General features: G+C 70.1%; 16 protein-coding genes and 1 riboswitch. Of the genes, 9 read left to right on the top strand and 7 right to left on the bottom strand.

The genetic code is table 11. The features are described from left to right. The first annotated feature begins 3 nt into the window (after positions 1-3). Together ACFY01_RS33470 and otsB are read left to right on the top strand one after the other, a co-directional pair. Entirely contained in the window at positions 4-237 is a 234-nt protein-coding gene (locus tag ACFY01_RS33470) for a DUF3263 domain-containing protein (protein WP_390739512.1), read from the top strand. A gap of 220 nt (positions 238-457) precedes the next feature. Continuing rightward, positions 458-1,315, top strand: a complete 858-nt coding sequence (gene otsB, locus ACFY01_RS33465; protein ID WP_390739511.1) for a trehalose-phosphatase — start codon at positions 458-460, stop codon at positions 1,313-1,315. A gap of 164 nt (positions 1,316-1,479) precedes the next feature. Here the strand turns inward: otsB and ACFY01_RS33460 are convergent, their stop codons facing one another. After that, positions 1,480-2,913, bottom strand: a complete 1,434-nt coding sequence (locus ACFY01_RS33460; RefSeq protein WP_390739510.1) for a trehalose-6-phosphate synthase — start codon at positions 2,911-2,913, stop codon at positions 1,480-1,482. 83 nt (positions 2,914-2,996) lie between these two features. After that, the gene (locus ACFY01_RS33455) at positions 2,997-3,941 is read right to left on the bottom strand and encodes a glucosyl-3-phosphoglycerate synthase (RefSeq protein WP_390739509.1); all 945 of its coding nucleotides are present in this window, start codon (positions 3,939-3,941) and stop codon (positions 2,997-2,999) included. 142 nt (positions 3,942-4,083) lie between these two features. Further along, a riboswitch (SAM riboswitch) is annotated at positions 4,084-4,238 on the top strand. An 18-nt stretch (positions 4,239-4,256) separates the two neighbouring features. Between ACFY01_RS33455 and thrC the strand changes: the two genes are divergently transcribed. The 4 genes from thrC (at position 4,257) to groL (ending at position 8,447) form a co-directional block, all read left to right on the top strand. After that, entirely contained in the window at positions 4,257-5,543 is a 1,287-nt protein-coding gene (gene thrC / locus ACFY01_RS33450; protein WP_390739508.1) for a threonine synthase, read from the top strand. Next, complete coding sequence (locus ACFY01_RS33445) at positions 5,540-5,815, top strand: ubiquitin-like small modifier protein 1 (RefSeq protein WP_390739507.1); 276 nt, start codon at positions 5,540-5,542, stop codon at positions 5,813-5,815. The genes thrC and ACFY01_RS33445 overlap by 4 nt, the downstream gene beginning before the upstream one ends. Positions 5,816-6,257: 442 nt before the next feature. After that, entirely contained in the window at positions 6,258-6,464 is a 207-nt protein-coding gene (locus ACFY01_RS33440) for a cold-shock protein (RefSeq protein ID WP_019057200.1), read from the top strand. 360 nt (positions 6,465-6,824) lie between these two features. After that, positions 6,825-8,447, top strand: coding sequence for a chaperonin GroEL (gene groL / locus ACFY01_RS33435; protein WP_164431322.1), 1,623 nt, complete (start codon positions 6,825-6,827; stop codon positions 8,445-8,447). A gap of 79 nt (positions 8,448-8,526) precedes the next feature. On the opposite strand, the gene ACFY01_RS33430 is transcribed toward groL, so the two are convergent. The 4 genes from ACFY01_RS33430 to ACFY01_RS33415 all read right to left on the bottom strand — a co-directional run bounded on the left by ACFY01_RS33430 (position 8,527) and on the right by ACFY01_RS33415 (position 11,360). Beyond that, positions 8,527-9,198, bottom strand: coding sequence for a Uma2 family endonuclease (locus ACFY01_RS33430; protein ID WP_390739506.1), 672 nt, complete (start codon positions 9,196-9,198; stop codon positions 8,527-8,529). Positions 9,199-9,257: 59 nt separating this feature from the next. Then, on the bottom strand, positions 9,258-10,118 hold the full coding sequence (locus tag ACFY01_RS33425) for a hypothetical protein (protein WP_390739505.1): 861 nt from the start codon (positions 10,116-10,118) through the stop codon (positions 9,258-9,260). 206 nt (positions 10,119-10,324) lie between these two features. Next, positions 10,325-10,537, bottom strand: a complete 213-nt coding sequence (locus ACFY01_RS33420; protein WP_390739504.1) for a DUF397 domain-containing protein — start codon at positions 10,535-10,537, stop codon at positions 10,325-10,327. Beyond that, a complete protein-coding gene (locus ACFY01_RS33415) occupies positions 10,521-11,360 on the bottom strand; it encodes a Scr1 family TA system antitoxin-like transcriptional regulator (protein ID WP_390739503.1) in 840 nt (279 codons plus the stop codon). The genes ACFY01_RS33420 and ACFY01_RS33415 overlap by 17 nt, the downstream gene beginning before the upstream one ends. Positions 11,361-11,476: 116 nt before the next feature. On the opposite strand from ACFY01_RS33415, the gene ACFY01_RS33410 reads away from it, so the two are divergent. The 3 genes from ACFY01_RS33410 to ACFY01_RS33400 all read left to right on the top strand — a co-directional run bounded on the left by ACFY01_RS33410 (position 11,477) and on the right by ACFY01_RS33400 (position 13,189). Further along, positions 11,477-11,710: a hypothetical protein gene (locus ACFY01_RS33410; protein WP_390739502.1), complete on the top strand. Its 234-nt coding sequence runs from the start codon at positions 11,477-11,479 to the stop codon at positions 11,708-11,710. Beyond that, positions 11,707-11,922, top strand: a complete 216-nt coding sequence (locus ACFY01_RS33405) for a hypothetical protein (RefSeq protein ID WP_390739565.1) — start codon at positions 11,707-11,709, stop codon at positions 11,920-11,922. The genes ACFY01_RS33410 and ACFY01_RS33405 overlap by 4 nt, the downstream gene beginning before the upstream one ends. Positions 11,923-12,064: 142 nt before the next feature. Continuing rightward, positions 12,065-13,189: an NADH:flavin oxidoreductase gene (locus ACFY01_RS33400; protein WP_390739501.1), complete on the top strand. Its 1,125-nt coding sequence runs from the start codon at positions 12,065-12,067 to the stop codon at positions 13,187-13,189. A gap of 15 nt (positions 13,190-13,204) precedes the next feature. On the opposite strand, the gene ACFY01_RS33395 is transcribed toward ACFY01_RS33400, so the two are convergent. Next, positions 13,205-13,780, bottom strand: a complete 576-nt coding sequence (locus ACFY01_RS33395; RefSeq protein WP_390739500.1) for a hypothetical protein — start codon at positions 13,778-13,780, stop codon at positions 13,205-13,207. Positions 13,781-13,785 lie beyond the last annotated feature (5 nt).

Genomic DNA, 13,785 nt, shown 5'->3' with positions numbered 1-13,785 from the left:
GGCATGGAACGGGAGCAGCTGGGCCGCCGTGAGCGGGACATCCTCGCGCTGGAACGCCGGGGCTTCGCGGGGCCCGGCGCCAAGGAGCGGGCGATACGTGAGGAGCTGGGGCTGGCCCCGGTGCGCTACTACCAGCTGCTCAACGCCCTCCTCGACGATGCGCGTGCGCTGGCTTTTGACCCGATCACGGTCAACCGTCTGCGGCGGGTGCGGGAGTCCCGCCGGACTGAACGGTAGCCCTGGGGCTCCGCCCCAGACCCCGCCAGGGACTGCGTCCCCTGCACCCCTTCGGGCTCCGCCCGTGCACGGCGGGGGCTGCGCCCCGGTTCGCATTACTCAGCCCGTCTGGGGGCGGCAGCCCCCAGTGGCGGCCCGGTTGTAGCGGGGGCGACTGTTCGGTGGGGCGGTGGGCAGCGCTCCAGGCGTGCGTTCGGGGTTGCGTGGATAGGGTCGGACTATGGGCATTGACATGACGGATTCCACGGACTCGCTGCCGACCCCCGTCACGCAGGCAGGGCGGGACGGGCTGCGCGCGCTGCTCGCCCGGCCCCGCTCCGCGGTGGTCGGACTCGACTTCGACGGGACGCTGGCCCCGATCGTCGCGGACCCCGACCAGGCCCGCGCCCACCCGGAGGCGGTCCCCGCGCTCGCCGCCCTCGCCCCGAAGGTGGCCGGCGTCGCCGTGGTCACCGGACGCCCGGCCGGTGTCGCGGTGCGGTACGGCGGCTTCGCGGGTGTCCCGGGCCTGGAGCACCTCGTCGTCCTCGGCCACTACGGCGCCGAACGCTGGGACGCCGTCACCGGCACCGTCAACGCCCCCGCTCCGCACCCCGGAGTCACCGCGGTCCGCGCAGAACTGCCGGGTTTCCTCGACCGCATCGGCGCCTGGCGCGGCACCTGGATCGAGGAGAAGGGGCGGGCCGTCGCCGTGCACACCCGCCGCGCCGACGACCCGCAGGCCGCCTTCGAGGCCCTGCGCGAACCCCTCACCGACCTCGCCGCCCGCAACGGCCTGATCGTCGAGCCCGGCCGCATGGTCCTCGAACTCCGCCCGCCCGGCATGGACAAGGGCGTCGCCCTCCTGGAGTACGTCCGCGAGGCCGGTGCCGAGTCCGTCCTCTACGCCGGTGACGACCTCGGCGACCTCCCTGCCTTCGCCGCCGTCGAAAAGCTCCGCTCCGACGGCGTCCCCGGCCTCCTGGTGTGCAGCGGCAGCACGGAGGTCACGGAACTCGCGGAACGCGCGGACCTGGTGGTGGACGGCCCGGAGGGGGTCATGGCGCTGCTGCGGGGGGTCGCGGCGGCGCTGGACTAGTGCGGCGGCAGCGGCGAGGGTTGCCCGCCGTCGCCCGCCCACCGGCCTCCTGCCCGTGGGCACTCGCCGGTACCCGCGATCGGGCTGTCAGCCGTCAGCCGTCCGGCCGCCGCCCAGCCGTCCGGCCGCCGCCCAGCCGTCGGCCGACGCGCCGCAGGCGCCCGTCACGCGTCCAGGGCGTGCAGCTGGTCCAGGAACCACTGGGCCGGCGGCAGCGCCGTGGCCGCGGCGGCGAGGCGCTTCGTGCGTTCCGCGCGTTCGCCGTCCGGCATGGTCAGCGCCTGGTGGAGGGCGCGGGCCGTGCCCGTGATGTCGTACGGGTTCACGGTGAGCGCGTCCTCGCCCAGCTCCTCGTACGCGCCCGCCTCCCGTGACAGCACCAGCACGCAGCCCGCGTCGGAGACCACCGGGATCTCCTTGGCGACCAGGTTCATGCCGTCCCGGATCGGGTTGACCAGGGCCACGTCGGCCAGCCGGTACGCGGCCAGGGAGCGGGCGAAGTCGTCCTTGACGTGGAGGACGACCGGGGTCCAGTCCGGCGTGCCGTACGCGGAGTTGATCTCCTCCGCGACCCGCTGCACCTCGGCCGTGTAGTCGCGGTACACCGCGAGGTCCTGCCGCGAGGGGTAGGCGAAGGCCACGTGCACCACCCGCTCACGCCACTCCGGGTGGTCGTCGAGGAGCTGCCGGTAGGCCAGCAGCCCGCGCACGATGTTCTTCGACAGCTCGGTGCGGTCCACTCGGACGATCGTCTTGCGGGCCCCTCCGTCGGGCGCCGCACCGATCTCCGCCCGCAGCGCCGTCATCCGCTCGGCCACGTCCGGCCGGTGCGCCCGCTCGCGCAGGAAGTCCGCGTCCGCGCCGAGACCGTGCACCCCGATGCGCGTACCGGAGGGGATGCCGGGGCCGAGGACCGAGTGACAGCAGGCGGTGAACGCGTCCGCCCAGCGCTGGGTGAGGAACGCCGCCCGGTCCGCGCCCAGGATCCCGCCGAGCAGCTCGGCCGCGATGTCGTCGGGCAGGAGGCGGAAGTAGTCCGGCGAGGCCCAGGGGGTGTGCGAGAAGTGGCCGATGCGCAGGTCGGGGCGGAGGTGGCGGAGCATCCGGGGGGCCAGGGCCAGGTGGTAGTCCTGGATGACAACGGACGCGCCCTCGGCCGCCTCCTCCGCCAGGGCCTGGGCGAACGCCCGGTTGTAGGCCTCGTACGACGCCCACTGCCGCCGGAACTCCGCGTCGAAGACCGGCTCCAGCGGGGTCTGGTACAGCATGTGGTGGACGAACCACAGCACCGAGTTCGCGATGCCGTTGTAGGCGTCGGCGTGCACGTCGGCCGGAATGTCCAGCATCCGTACGCCCGGCTCGCCCACCCCGCGCCGCACCGCCTCGCGGTCCCCGTCGGACAGCGCGGCGCACACCCACAGGGCGTTCGCGTCCGAACCGATCGCCGACAGCCCGGAGACCAGCCCGCCGCCACCCCGTTTGGCGTGCAGCGAGCCGTCCCCGACGTCGGGGCGTACCTCGTACGAAACCGGGCCGCGGTTGGACGCGACCAGCACCTCAGCACCGTGCGTGGAAGCCGTGGAAGCCGTGGAAGCCATGAGTCTCAACCTAGCCCGGGCCGGAAACGCTCAAACGTACGGTTACCTTCCCGCACCTTCCCGGCGGATCGCCACCGCCCGGGTCAGGCCACCCGGCGAGCCGCGTACTCCGCGATCTCCGCCATCGGCGGCCGCTCCTCCGTGTCAACGGAGAACGTGCGCGGCTCGAAGCCGTCCTCGCCCCGCTCGAACTGGGTGAGGGAGGGCCGGATCAGATGCCCGCGGGCCAGCCGGAGCTGGGCGGTGCGGTAGATGGCGGCGGCCATCCGGCCCAGTGCCTGCCCGTCCTGGTGGCGGTGCTTGCGTACTCCCACGTCCACCTGGGCGAGGGCGTCCAGGCCCACCAGATGCAGTGCGTCGACCAGCATGCCCAGCTCCACCCCGTACCCGACCGGGAAGGGCAGCTGTTCGAGGAGCGAGCGGCGGGCCGCGTACTCCCCGCCGAGCGGCTGCACGAAGCCGGCCAGCTGCGGCCAGTGCATGTTCAGCAGCGGGCGCGCCATCAGCTCGGTGACCCGGCCGCCCTGGCCCGTAGCGCCGCCGAGCGGGCGGTCGTACATGCCCTTGACCAGGTCCACGTCCGGGTCGGTCAGCAGTGGGCCGACGATCCCCGACACGAAGTCGGAGGAGAACTGCCGCAGGTCGGCGTCGATGAAGCAGACGATGTCCCCGCTCGTGACCAGCAGCGAGCGCCACAGGACCTCGCCCTTGCCGGGCACGGCCGGGATCCGCGGCAGGACGGTGTCGCGGTGGACGACCCGGGCGCCGGCGGCGGCGGCCACCTCGGAGGTGCGGTCGGTGGATCCCGAGTCGACGACGACGATCTCGTCGACCAGCGGGGCCTGCCGCATCAGGTCGTGGCGGATGATCGCGACGATGTCGCCGACCGTCTCCTCCTCGTTGAGCGCGGGCAGCACGACGCTGACCGACTGGCCTGTTCGCTGCTTTGCGGCCAGGATCTGGTGGAGCGGGCGATCGGTGACGGACCAGGAGCGGTTGCTCAGCCAGCGCTCGACTTCTTCCAGCACGGTGGGCGGCTCCTCACTGTTTGTCTCGCGGTACGGACGACTATCTCAACTGTCCCGGCCTTCGGTTACAGTCTTGGACAACGCGGATGACCATCGCATGTCCGAGGTCGCCGTCGTTCACAACCGCACAACAACCGCATACCGCTCATCCAGAGGGGCAGAGGGACACGGCCCGATGAAGCCCCGGCAACCCTCCAGCCGGTCTCGTAGATCAGTGTTGATCGTTCCGCGAGGCTCCCGGCTAGGGAAGGTGCCAAATCCGTCTCACGGCGAGATGCGTCGTGAGGAAGATGAGGAGAAAGGGCCTCGCCTCACATGGCTGTGCAGACTGTTGCAAGCACCACTGACTCCACCGTAGACCTTGGCCCCGCCGCGGCGCTGAGCTGTCGTGAGTGCGGCCACCGGGTGCCGCTCGGACCGGTCTTCGCCTGCGAGGAGTGTTTCGGCCCGCTGGAGATCGCCTACGACTTCTCGTCCTACGACACCGAGGAGCTCCGCCGGCGGATCGAGGCGGGCCCCGCGAACATCTGGCGTTACGCGCCTCTCCTGCCCGTCCCCGCGGACGTGGCCAACAAGCCGAACATCAACCCCGGCTGGACCGCCCTCGTCAAGGCGGACAACCTGGCCCGCGAGCTCGGTATCGAAGCGTCGCACTTGTACGTGAAGGACGACTCCGGGAACCCGACGCACTCCTTCAAGGACCGCGTGGTCGCCCAGGCGCTGGAGGCGGCGCGCGCCTTCGGTTTCACCACCCTCTCCTGCTCCTCCACCGGCAACCTGGCCGGCGCGGTGGGCGCCGCGGCGGCCCGCGCCGGCTTCCGTTCCTGCGTGTTCATCCCGCACGACCTGGAACAGGGCAAGGTCGTCATGGCCGCGGTCTACGGCGGCGAGCTCGTCGGCATCGAGGGCAACTACGACGATGTGAACCGTTTCTGCTCCGAGCTGATCGGTGACCCGGCGGGCGAGGGCTGGGGCTTTGTCAACGTCAACCTGCGGCCGTACTACGCGGAGGGGTCCAAGACCCTGGCGTACGAGATCTGCGAGCAGCTCGGCTGGCGGCTGCCGGACCAGATCGTGGTGCCGATCGCCTCCGGCTCCCAGCTCACCAAGATCGACAAGGGTCTCCAGGAGCTGATCAAGCTCGGTCTCGTCGAGGACAGGCCGTACAAGATCTTCGGCGCCCAGGCCGAGGGCTGCTCGCCGGTGTCCACCGCGTACAAGGCGGGGCACGACGTGGTACGCCCGCAGAAGCCGAACACCATCGCCAAGTCCCTCGCCATCGGCAACCCGGCGGACGGGCCGTACGTCCTCGACATCGCGCGCCGCACGGGCGGCGCGGTGGAGGACGTGACGGACGAGCAGGTGGTCGACGCCATCAAGCTGCTGGCCCGCACGGAGGGTATTTTCGCGGAGACCGCGGGCGGCGTGACGGTGGGCGTCACGCAGAAGCTGATCAAGAACGGCGTCCTCGACCCGACCAAGACGACCGTCGTCCTCAACACGGGCGACGGCCTCAAGACGCTGGACGCGGTGGCAGGCACCGGCCTGACCGCCACGATCCGCCCCAACCTCGATTCGTTCCGAGAGGCAGGCCTCGCATGAGCGTGACCGTCCGTATCCCGACCATCCTGCGTACCTACACGGGCGGCCAAGCCGAGGTCCAGGCCGAGGGCGCGACCCTCGCCGACGTCATCTCCGACCTGGAGAAGAACCACACCGGTATCGCCGCCCGCGTCCTGGACGACCAGGGCAAGCTGCGCCGTTTCGTCAATGTGTACGTCAACGACGACGACGTGCGTTTTGAGCAGGGTCTGGAAACGGCGACCCCGGACGGCGCGGGCGTCTCCATCATTCCGGCCGTCGCCGGCGGCTGACCGAATGACAGAACATTACCTTCGGTAACACAGGTTACCGAGAGTTCATCGAATTGCCCCCTCCGTGAGAGAAGCGGAGGGGGCAATTCTGTGTGATTGAGCGCGGTACAGTTGGGGAACGCGCTCCTGAACCCCGGGTCGAGAACCCCGGATTCGCACCGCACACCCGACAAGAAGTAGCCAAAGTGTGCGTATCTTTTGCGCCTTATGAGCCTTTTGTGGGGCCCGAATTGCCCTGAATTCGGCCGAATTTTTGGCAGATTCCCGACCGTGCCCGTCCAGATTTCTCGTCCGATTGACCTGTTGCAGACGGCAGTTGGACAGATACATTCAGCCGCGGTCGACGCGTTCCGGCGCACGCCCCCAATCCTTGGGGGGTGAGGTCTGACCCGGATCCGCGAGGTGTGGATCTGTGCAAGGGCCAGTAATAGGGGAGTTAGGCATGGCTCAGGGCACCGTCAAGTGGTTCAACGCGGAGAAGGGGTACGGCTTCATCGCGGTCGACGGTGGTGCGGATGTTTTCGTCCACTACAGCGCGATCCAGATGGACGGTTACCGCACCCTGGAAGAGGGTCAGCGGGTCGATTTCGAGATCTCGCAGGGCCAGAAGGGGCCGCAGGCGGACATGGTTCGGCTCGCGACCAGCTGAAGCACGCGCCGACTGACAGCGACGTTCTTCTGTACATCTTCGAAGGGCCCGTACCTCCCGGGGTACGGGCCCTTCGGCCTGCCCGGTGGCCCTCCTGCCTGCCGGGTGGCCCTCCGGCCCGCCCGGACGCCGTGCGTGCCCGCTGTTCACCTGGGTATCCGCTCGAGCCGCTTGCACTCGGCATGGGCGAGTGCTAATCATTGGCGTTAGCACTCTGAAGGTGAGAGTGACAACGAAGGACCGGGTCGGTGAGGCCCGCAGGCCAAGTGGGGCAAGGAACCACGGGGCCCGCGAGCCGTCCGTCGCGGGCGCGGGCGCGGTCCGAAGGAATCACCCCCAGTCCTGGAGGGACCACTTCACATGGCCAAGATCATCGCGTTCGACGAGGAGGCGCGGCGCGGCCTCGAGCGCGGCATGAACCAGCTCGCGGACGCCGTGAAGGTGACGCTCGGCCCGAAGGGCCGCAACGTCGTCCTCGAGAAGAAGTGGGGCGCCCCCACGATCACCAACGATGGTGTCTCCATCGCCAAGGAGATCGAGCTCGAGGACCCGTACGAGAAGATCGGCGCCGAGCTGGTCAAGGAAGTCGCCAAGAAGACGGACGACGTCGCCGGTGACGGTACGACCACCGCGACCGTTCTCGCCCAGGCCCTGGTCAAGGAGGGCCTGCGCAACGTAGCCGCCGGCGCCAACCCGATGGCCCTCAAGCGCGGTATCGAGAAGGCCGTCGAGGCCGTCTCCGCCGCCCTGCTGGAGCAGGCCAAGGATGTCGAGACCAAGGAGCAGATCGCTTCCACGGCCTCCATCTCCGCCGCCGACACCCAGATCGGCGAGCTCATCGCCGAGGCCATGGACAAGGTCGGCAAGGAAGGCGTCATCACCGTCGAGGAGTCCCAGACCTTCGGTCTGGAGCTGGAGCTCACCGAGGGTATGCGCTTCGACAAGGGCTACATCTCGGCGTACTTCGCCACCGACATGGAGCGGATGGAGGCGTCGCTCGACGACCCGTACATCCTCATCGCCAACTCCAAGATCGGCTCCGTCAAGGACCTGCTCCCGCTCCTGGAGAAGGTCATGCAGTCGGGCAAGCCGCTGCTGATCATCGCCGAGGACGTCGAGGGCGAGGCCCTGTCGACCCTGGTCGTCAACAAGATCCGCGGCACCTTCAAGTCCGTCGCGGTCAAGGCCCCGGGCTTCGGTGACCGCCGCAAGGCCATGCTCGGCGACATCGCCATCCTCACGGGCGGCGAGGTCATCTCCGAGGAGGTCGGCCTCAAGCTGGAGAACGCCACCCTCGACCTGCTGGGCAGGGCCCGCAAGGTGGTCATCACCAAGGACGAGACCACCATCGTCGACGGTGCCGGCTCCTCCGACCAGGTCAACGGCCGCGTGAACCAGATCCGCGCCGAGATCGAGAACAGCGACTCCGACTACGACCGCGAGAAGCTCCAGGAGCGCCTGGCCAAGCTCGCGGGCGGCGTGGCCGTCATCAAGGCCGGTGCCGCCACCGAGGTCGAGCTCAAGGAGCGCAAGCACCGCATCGAGGACGCCGTCCGCAACGCCAAGGCGGCCGTCGAGGAGGGCATCGTCGCCGGTGGCGGCGTGGCCCTGCTCCAGGCCTCCGGTGTCTTCGAGAAGCTGGAGCTCGAGGGCGACGAGGCCACCGGTGCCGCCGCCGTCAAGCTGGCGCTCGAGGCCCCGCTGAAGCAGATCGCCGTCAACGCCGGCCTCGAGGGCGGTGTCGTGGTGGAGAAGGTGCGCAACCTGACCCCGGGCCACGGCCTGAACGCCGCGACCGGCGAGTACGTCGACCTGGTCAAGGAAGGCATCATCGACCCGGCGAAGGTGACCCGCTCTGCCCTGCAGAACGCCGCCTCCATCGCCGCGCTCTTCCTCACCACCGAGGCCGTCATCGCCGACAAGCCGGAGAAGGCCGCCGCGCCTGCCGGTGGCGGCATGCCGGGCGGTGACATGGACTTCTGATCGACCGGTTCCGGTTGATCTGCGTCCTTACCGAGGGCGGTATCCCCTGTTCCGGCAGGGGGTGCCGCCCTTGGGCGTTTCAGTCGGCGTACCGCTTGAGCGGCTCGGTGTCGAGGGTGATGCTCACCGGGGGCGGGAGCTCGATGACCGCTCCCCAGGGGTACGAAGGGGACTGCTGGTAGTGGCCGTCCTTGGGTTCGCTGTAGACGACGACGGTGCAGTTGTCGCGATCGACGAGGAGGTAGACGGGGATGGTGGCCTCCGCGTAGCCGACGGGCTTGTCGACGCGGTCGCGCTGGTTGGTGTCGCGGTCGTGCGAGGTGATCTCCAGGGCCAACAGGATGCCCTCGGTTTCGGACCATTCGCCGTGGTCGACGAAGTGGTCCACGGGTGCGAGCGCCGCGTCGGTGCGGGCACGACCCCTGCGATACGCCTCGACCTTGACCCCGGACTCGGGTACGAGATCAAGGTCTGGGCGGTGGAGCAGGAACTGGCGCACCAGCCACACGTAAATCGAACGGTGCTTGCCGTCCGGCATCGCCTTGACCTCTAGTTTTCCGTTGATGTACTCAAGCCGGACCGTCTCCGGCGCACGCCGCTCCAGTTCCTCGAAGTCCTCGACGCTGAGCGGATCCTTGGTGCGGACCCGGCCGTCGACGAATTCGAGCCGCACCCCGTCGGGGGCCACACTGGCCAGTTCCTCGAAGTCCTCGATGGGCATCGGCGGGCGTTCAGCGGTGCTGGGGGTCATGGCTTCGCCTCCTCCCCTCCATCGTGCCCGTGTGTGGTGTCGTCGGACCGTAGGCGCGGTCATACAGGTACCTTCTCTCCTCGTCGTAGGGACATCGCAGCGCGGATCTCGCCTGCGCGGACCTGGACTGCGGAAGGGGACAGGGGCGTGTTGAGGCGGGCGGGGGAGCGGTCGCCCCGGCATGCGCCGCAGAGGCCGCCCGGCAGGGCTTCCGGAGGGCCGGGAGTGTGGCACTCCGCGCACTCCAGGACCCGGAGTGGGGGGCGCGGGGCGGGAACCGGGGGAAGTTTGGTGGTCAGGCGGCGGTGGAGCAGGGCCGCCGGATGGTGCACCGGGGTGGGCAGGCCGGCGGTCAGGGCGGTGCGTACGGTCTCTTCGGTCGCCCCGCGCTCGAACCACTCCGCCACCAGCGGCGCGAGCTGCGCGCAGTCGGCCTCCGAGAGCGACAGGGCGGGGGCCGTACGGCCGAGGGCGGCGAGCAGGATGTGTGCTCGGGAGCGGGTGGGGCGGGCGCGTTCCGGCGGTGGTGCCTCCGGTACGTCGCCGCGCGTGAACGCCGCCCACCAGGCGTCGTCTCGTGCCGTACGGGACCACCACGATCGGGTGATCCAGCGCGAGCCGCCCGAACCGGCGATGTTCTCGCGACCCCGCCGCAAGTGGCCCGCCCGATGGAGGTTGTTGAGGGCCGTCCGCATCGCGCACTGGCCGTACGGCAGCTCCTTGGCCAGCGTCTTCACCGAGATGTCGGCGCCGTCGGGGAGCCGGTCGACGTATGCGGCGATGGCCGCCTCGCGGGGTGGGAGGTGGGCGAAGTCGTGGTTGGTGCGGGGGAGTTGGTCCGGTGCGGAGCGTTTGCCGTAACCCGGATTGGCCATGGGGTGCGTGGGCACGACGGCAGCACTAAGCTTGGCTTCAGCCATGGGATCGACTCGCATTCGATCTTGGTGGTCAAGCCCCCGCAGGTGTTGGTAGCGCCTGGCGGGGGCTGTTCGTTGTGCGGGACGTTAGAGCCTTGTGACTGTGCGTGGCAAATCGGTTGCGTCAAGTCAACGCGCCGGGTGGGAGGGTGGGTTGAAGCCCTCCACCCATTCAAAACAAATAGGGCTCAAGGCTCGGCGCCCGAAGCTCAGAGCCTGCCGTCCTTGAGGTTTTCGACGAACGCCGACCATGACTCCGCCCGGAACACGAGCTTCGGGCCGAGGGGGTTCTTGGAGTCGCGAACGGGGGTGATGGCGGGGTGACCGTCCGCGACTTCGAGGCACTCGTTGCCGCCTCCGCCGCTGTAGCTCGACTTGCGCCAGGAGGCTGTGCTCAGGTCGTGGTCAGGGGTGTTCCTCATGGGCGTAATCCTGCGCCACCGCCTCGATCAGGGCTAGGGACTTCTCCGGCGAGAGTGCCGAGGCCGTGAGGAGGTCGAAGGTGAACCTCAGCTTGGCGACGGTGGCCGGGTCGTCCTCCAGCCGTCCGGTGCTGGGCCCTTCGAGGTAGACCAGCGGAGGAGCGTCCTCGAAGTCCATCAGCCTCATCGAGCCCTCCATCGCCTTGTGCGCTCCCGCGCTGAACGGCAGGACCTGCACGATGACCCGGCTCCGGCGGGCCAGGTCCGCGACGTGGCGCAGCACCTCCGCCATCACCGCCCGGCCACCGGTCTCCCGGCGCAACACCGCCTCGTCAAGCACCAGCCACAACAACGGCGTTGTTGGATGCTTCAGTAGACGGGTGCGCGCCATCCGGCCCTCCACCCACTCGTCGATGGTTTCCTCCGGTGCAGTCGGGTCGTATGCGCGGTTCACGGCCCGTGCGTACGCGGGCGTCTGGACCAGGCCGGGGACCAGCATCGGCGCGTACTGGCGGATCGCTGTGGACAGCGCTTCCGCCTCCGCCGCCTCGGCGAAGTGTTCGGGATAGCGGGACTTGTTCGTCGCCCCGCAGTTCCGCTGGAAGAAGTCGCCCGTCCCCAACGCCTCGTCCAGCATCCGCGCGAGCTCCGGCCGCATTCGCCGTGTCCCCGCCTCCAGCTGCCCGACGAACGCGCCGCTCACGAACAGCCGCTGGCCCAACTGCTCCTGGCTCAGCCCTCTCCGCTCGCGGACATGGCGTAACTCGGCCCCCAGCAAGGCTCGCGGCGACGACGACGGGTCGAGGTCCTTCGGTCCTGGCATGGGTGCCTCCTGGTCCTACAGACGTGGTTGTTGGACCGCCGTATCTGGCCAGGCTAGAGCCGCATCAACCACGCTGTGTGGTGAACGTGAACACTCAGCGTGGAGGGATTGGCTCAATGGAGTCGAAGGAAACCACGGCGGACGAACGGCCCGCCCGCTCCGCCGAGGAGGCCGTCGAGCGGCTGCGTGCTGCCCTGCGCGACGTCGGGATCGTCCTGCCGTCGTTGCGCGTCGACCCGGTGACCGGCGCGCACGGCGACCCCTACGCGCTGGTCGACCTCGGCCGGTGCAACCTCGGCGTGGCCTCCCGGCTGGCCGCCGTCCTGCGCGCGCGGAGCGTGGACGCGTGAGCGGTGGTGGTGCGCCCACGTACGCCGTGGACGGGCGGGACGGCCGGATCGGTGAGGTCATGGGGCGGGTGGGCGGGTACGTGCAGCTGCGGCCGGTGGGTGGCGGGCGGGAGTGGGACTGTCCGCCCGAGGAGCTGGCGGAGGCGGCGCCGGCGGACGTGCTGCGGGAGCGGGTGCGGCGGCTGAACCGGGACGCCCGCTCGCGCGCGTGACGGCCGGGTGTGTGCTGGATCACGTGGTGGTGGGCCGAGGTGGAGGAATGCGCGACGCGGGGTGGGGAGTTCCTTAATGAGGTGCAACAATGCGCGTGCACATACCTTCCGGTTAAACCGCCGTCTCACGAGGAGCCCCCACGTGACAGCCACGCCCCCCGCCTCCCGCGCGGCCCAGATCCTCTCCCGGCCGACGACGATCAACGGCCTGACCGTCCCGAACCGCATCGCGATGGCTCCGATGACCCGCATGTTCTCCCCGGGCGGCGTCCCCGGCGAGGACGTGCTGTCGTACTACGCCCGCCGTGCCGCCGCCGGGGTGGGCCTGATCGTCACCGAGGGGACGTACGTCGGCCACGAGTCGGCGGGCAACAGCGACCGCGTCCCCCGGTTCCACGGCGAGGAGCAGCTCACGGGCTGGCAGAAGGTCGCCGAGGCTGTGCACGAGGCGGGCGGCACGATCGTGCCGCAGCTGTGGCACATCGGCATGGTCCGCGAGCAGGGCCAGGCACCGTTCGCGGACGCTCCCGCGGTCGGGCCGTCCGGCCTGGTCAGCGAGGGCGCCGAGCCCACCGGCAAGGCCATGACGCAAGCGGACCTGGATGACGTCATCGCCGCGTTCGCCCAAGCCGCCGCCGACGCCGAGCGCATCGGTTTCGACGGTGTCGAGATCCACGGCGCCCACGGCTACCTCGTCGACCAGTTCCTGTGGGCGGGCACCAACCGCCGCACGGACGCGTATGGGGGCGACCCGGTGGCCCGCACGAAGTTCGCCGCCGAGATCGTCGCCGCGGTCCGCGAGGCGGTGTCCCCCGACTTCCCGGTCCTCTTCCGCTACTCGCAGTGGAAGCAGCAGGACTACACCGCCCGCCTCGCCGAGACCCCCGAGGAGCTGGAGGCCATCCTCGCCCCGCTCGCCGCGGCCGGTGTGGACGCCTTCCACGCCTCCACCCGTCGCTACTGGGTCCCGGAGTTCGAGGGCTCGGACCTCAACCTCGCGGGCTGGACGAAGAAGCTCACCGGCAAGCAGGTCATCAGCGTCGGCTCGGTCGGCCTCGACGGCGACTTCATCAAGGCCTTCCAGGGCGAGGGCTCCGCGGTCAAGGGCATCGACGACCTCCTCGACCGCATCGAGGCCGAGGAGTTCGACATGGTCGCCGTCGGCCGCGCGCTGCTCCAGGACCCGGAGTGGGCGGCGAAGGTCCTCGCGGGCCGCTTCGACGAGCTGAAGCCGTACGACGCCGCCGCGCTGAAGACGCTGAGCTGACACTCCGCGAGCGGGCTACAGATTGCCCATGGGCTCGATGTCCACCTGTACGGGCGTGCCCCACACCCGCAGCACCTCGTAGTCGGTGAACTCGTGCACCAGCCGGTACGCCATCGCGGGCCGCGATCCGCGCCGCGCGGCGGCGAGGTAGAGCTCGGCCTCGCGGCGGTCCCGCCTCGGCGTGCCGCACAGCTGCCACTCGCGGCCGTTCCACAGCTCCGGCAGCCAGCGCTGCTGGGGCTGGGGGCGGTCGGCGCGCACCCCGTAGCGGGAGGAGGCCGAGGGGGCCGTGACCGCCGGCTGCGGCGGCCGGCCGCCGCCGTACTCGGACCGCCGGGCGGCCCGCCGCCGGGTCTCGCACAGCAGACACAGGTCGGGGGCGCTCTTGTCGACGGGCCCCGTGGGGTGCTCGGCGCACCGAGTGGTGGTGGCGGCGCCCGTGACGCTCTCGTCCAGCAGGTCCAGCGCCCGCCGCAGGTCGGCCTTCACCTCGTGCAGTTTGGCGTCCGGCGTGTCGGCGGTCAGCGCGTCACCGTGCTCGCCGAGCACCCGCAGGGCACGGCCGAGGGCGGTGAGCTGGGCGTGGTTCATGGGTA

It is taken from the genome of Streptomyces sp. NPDC001480, assembly GCF_042894725.1.
In the GTDB taxonomy this organism is placed as follows: Bacteria; Actinomycetota; Actinomycetes; order Streptomycetales; family Streptomycetaceae; genus Streptomyces.
Note: the sequence above shows the minus strand (reverse complement) of the source record. Positions and strands in the feature narration are given on the sequence as shown.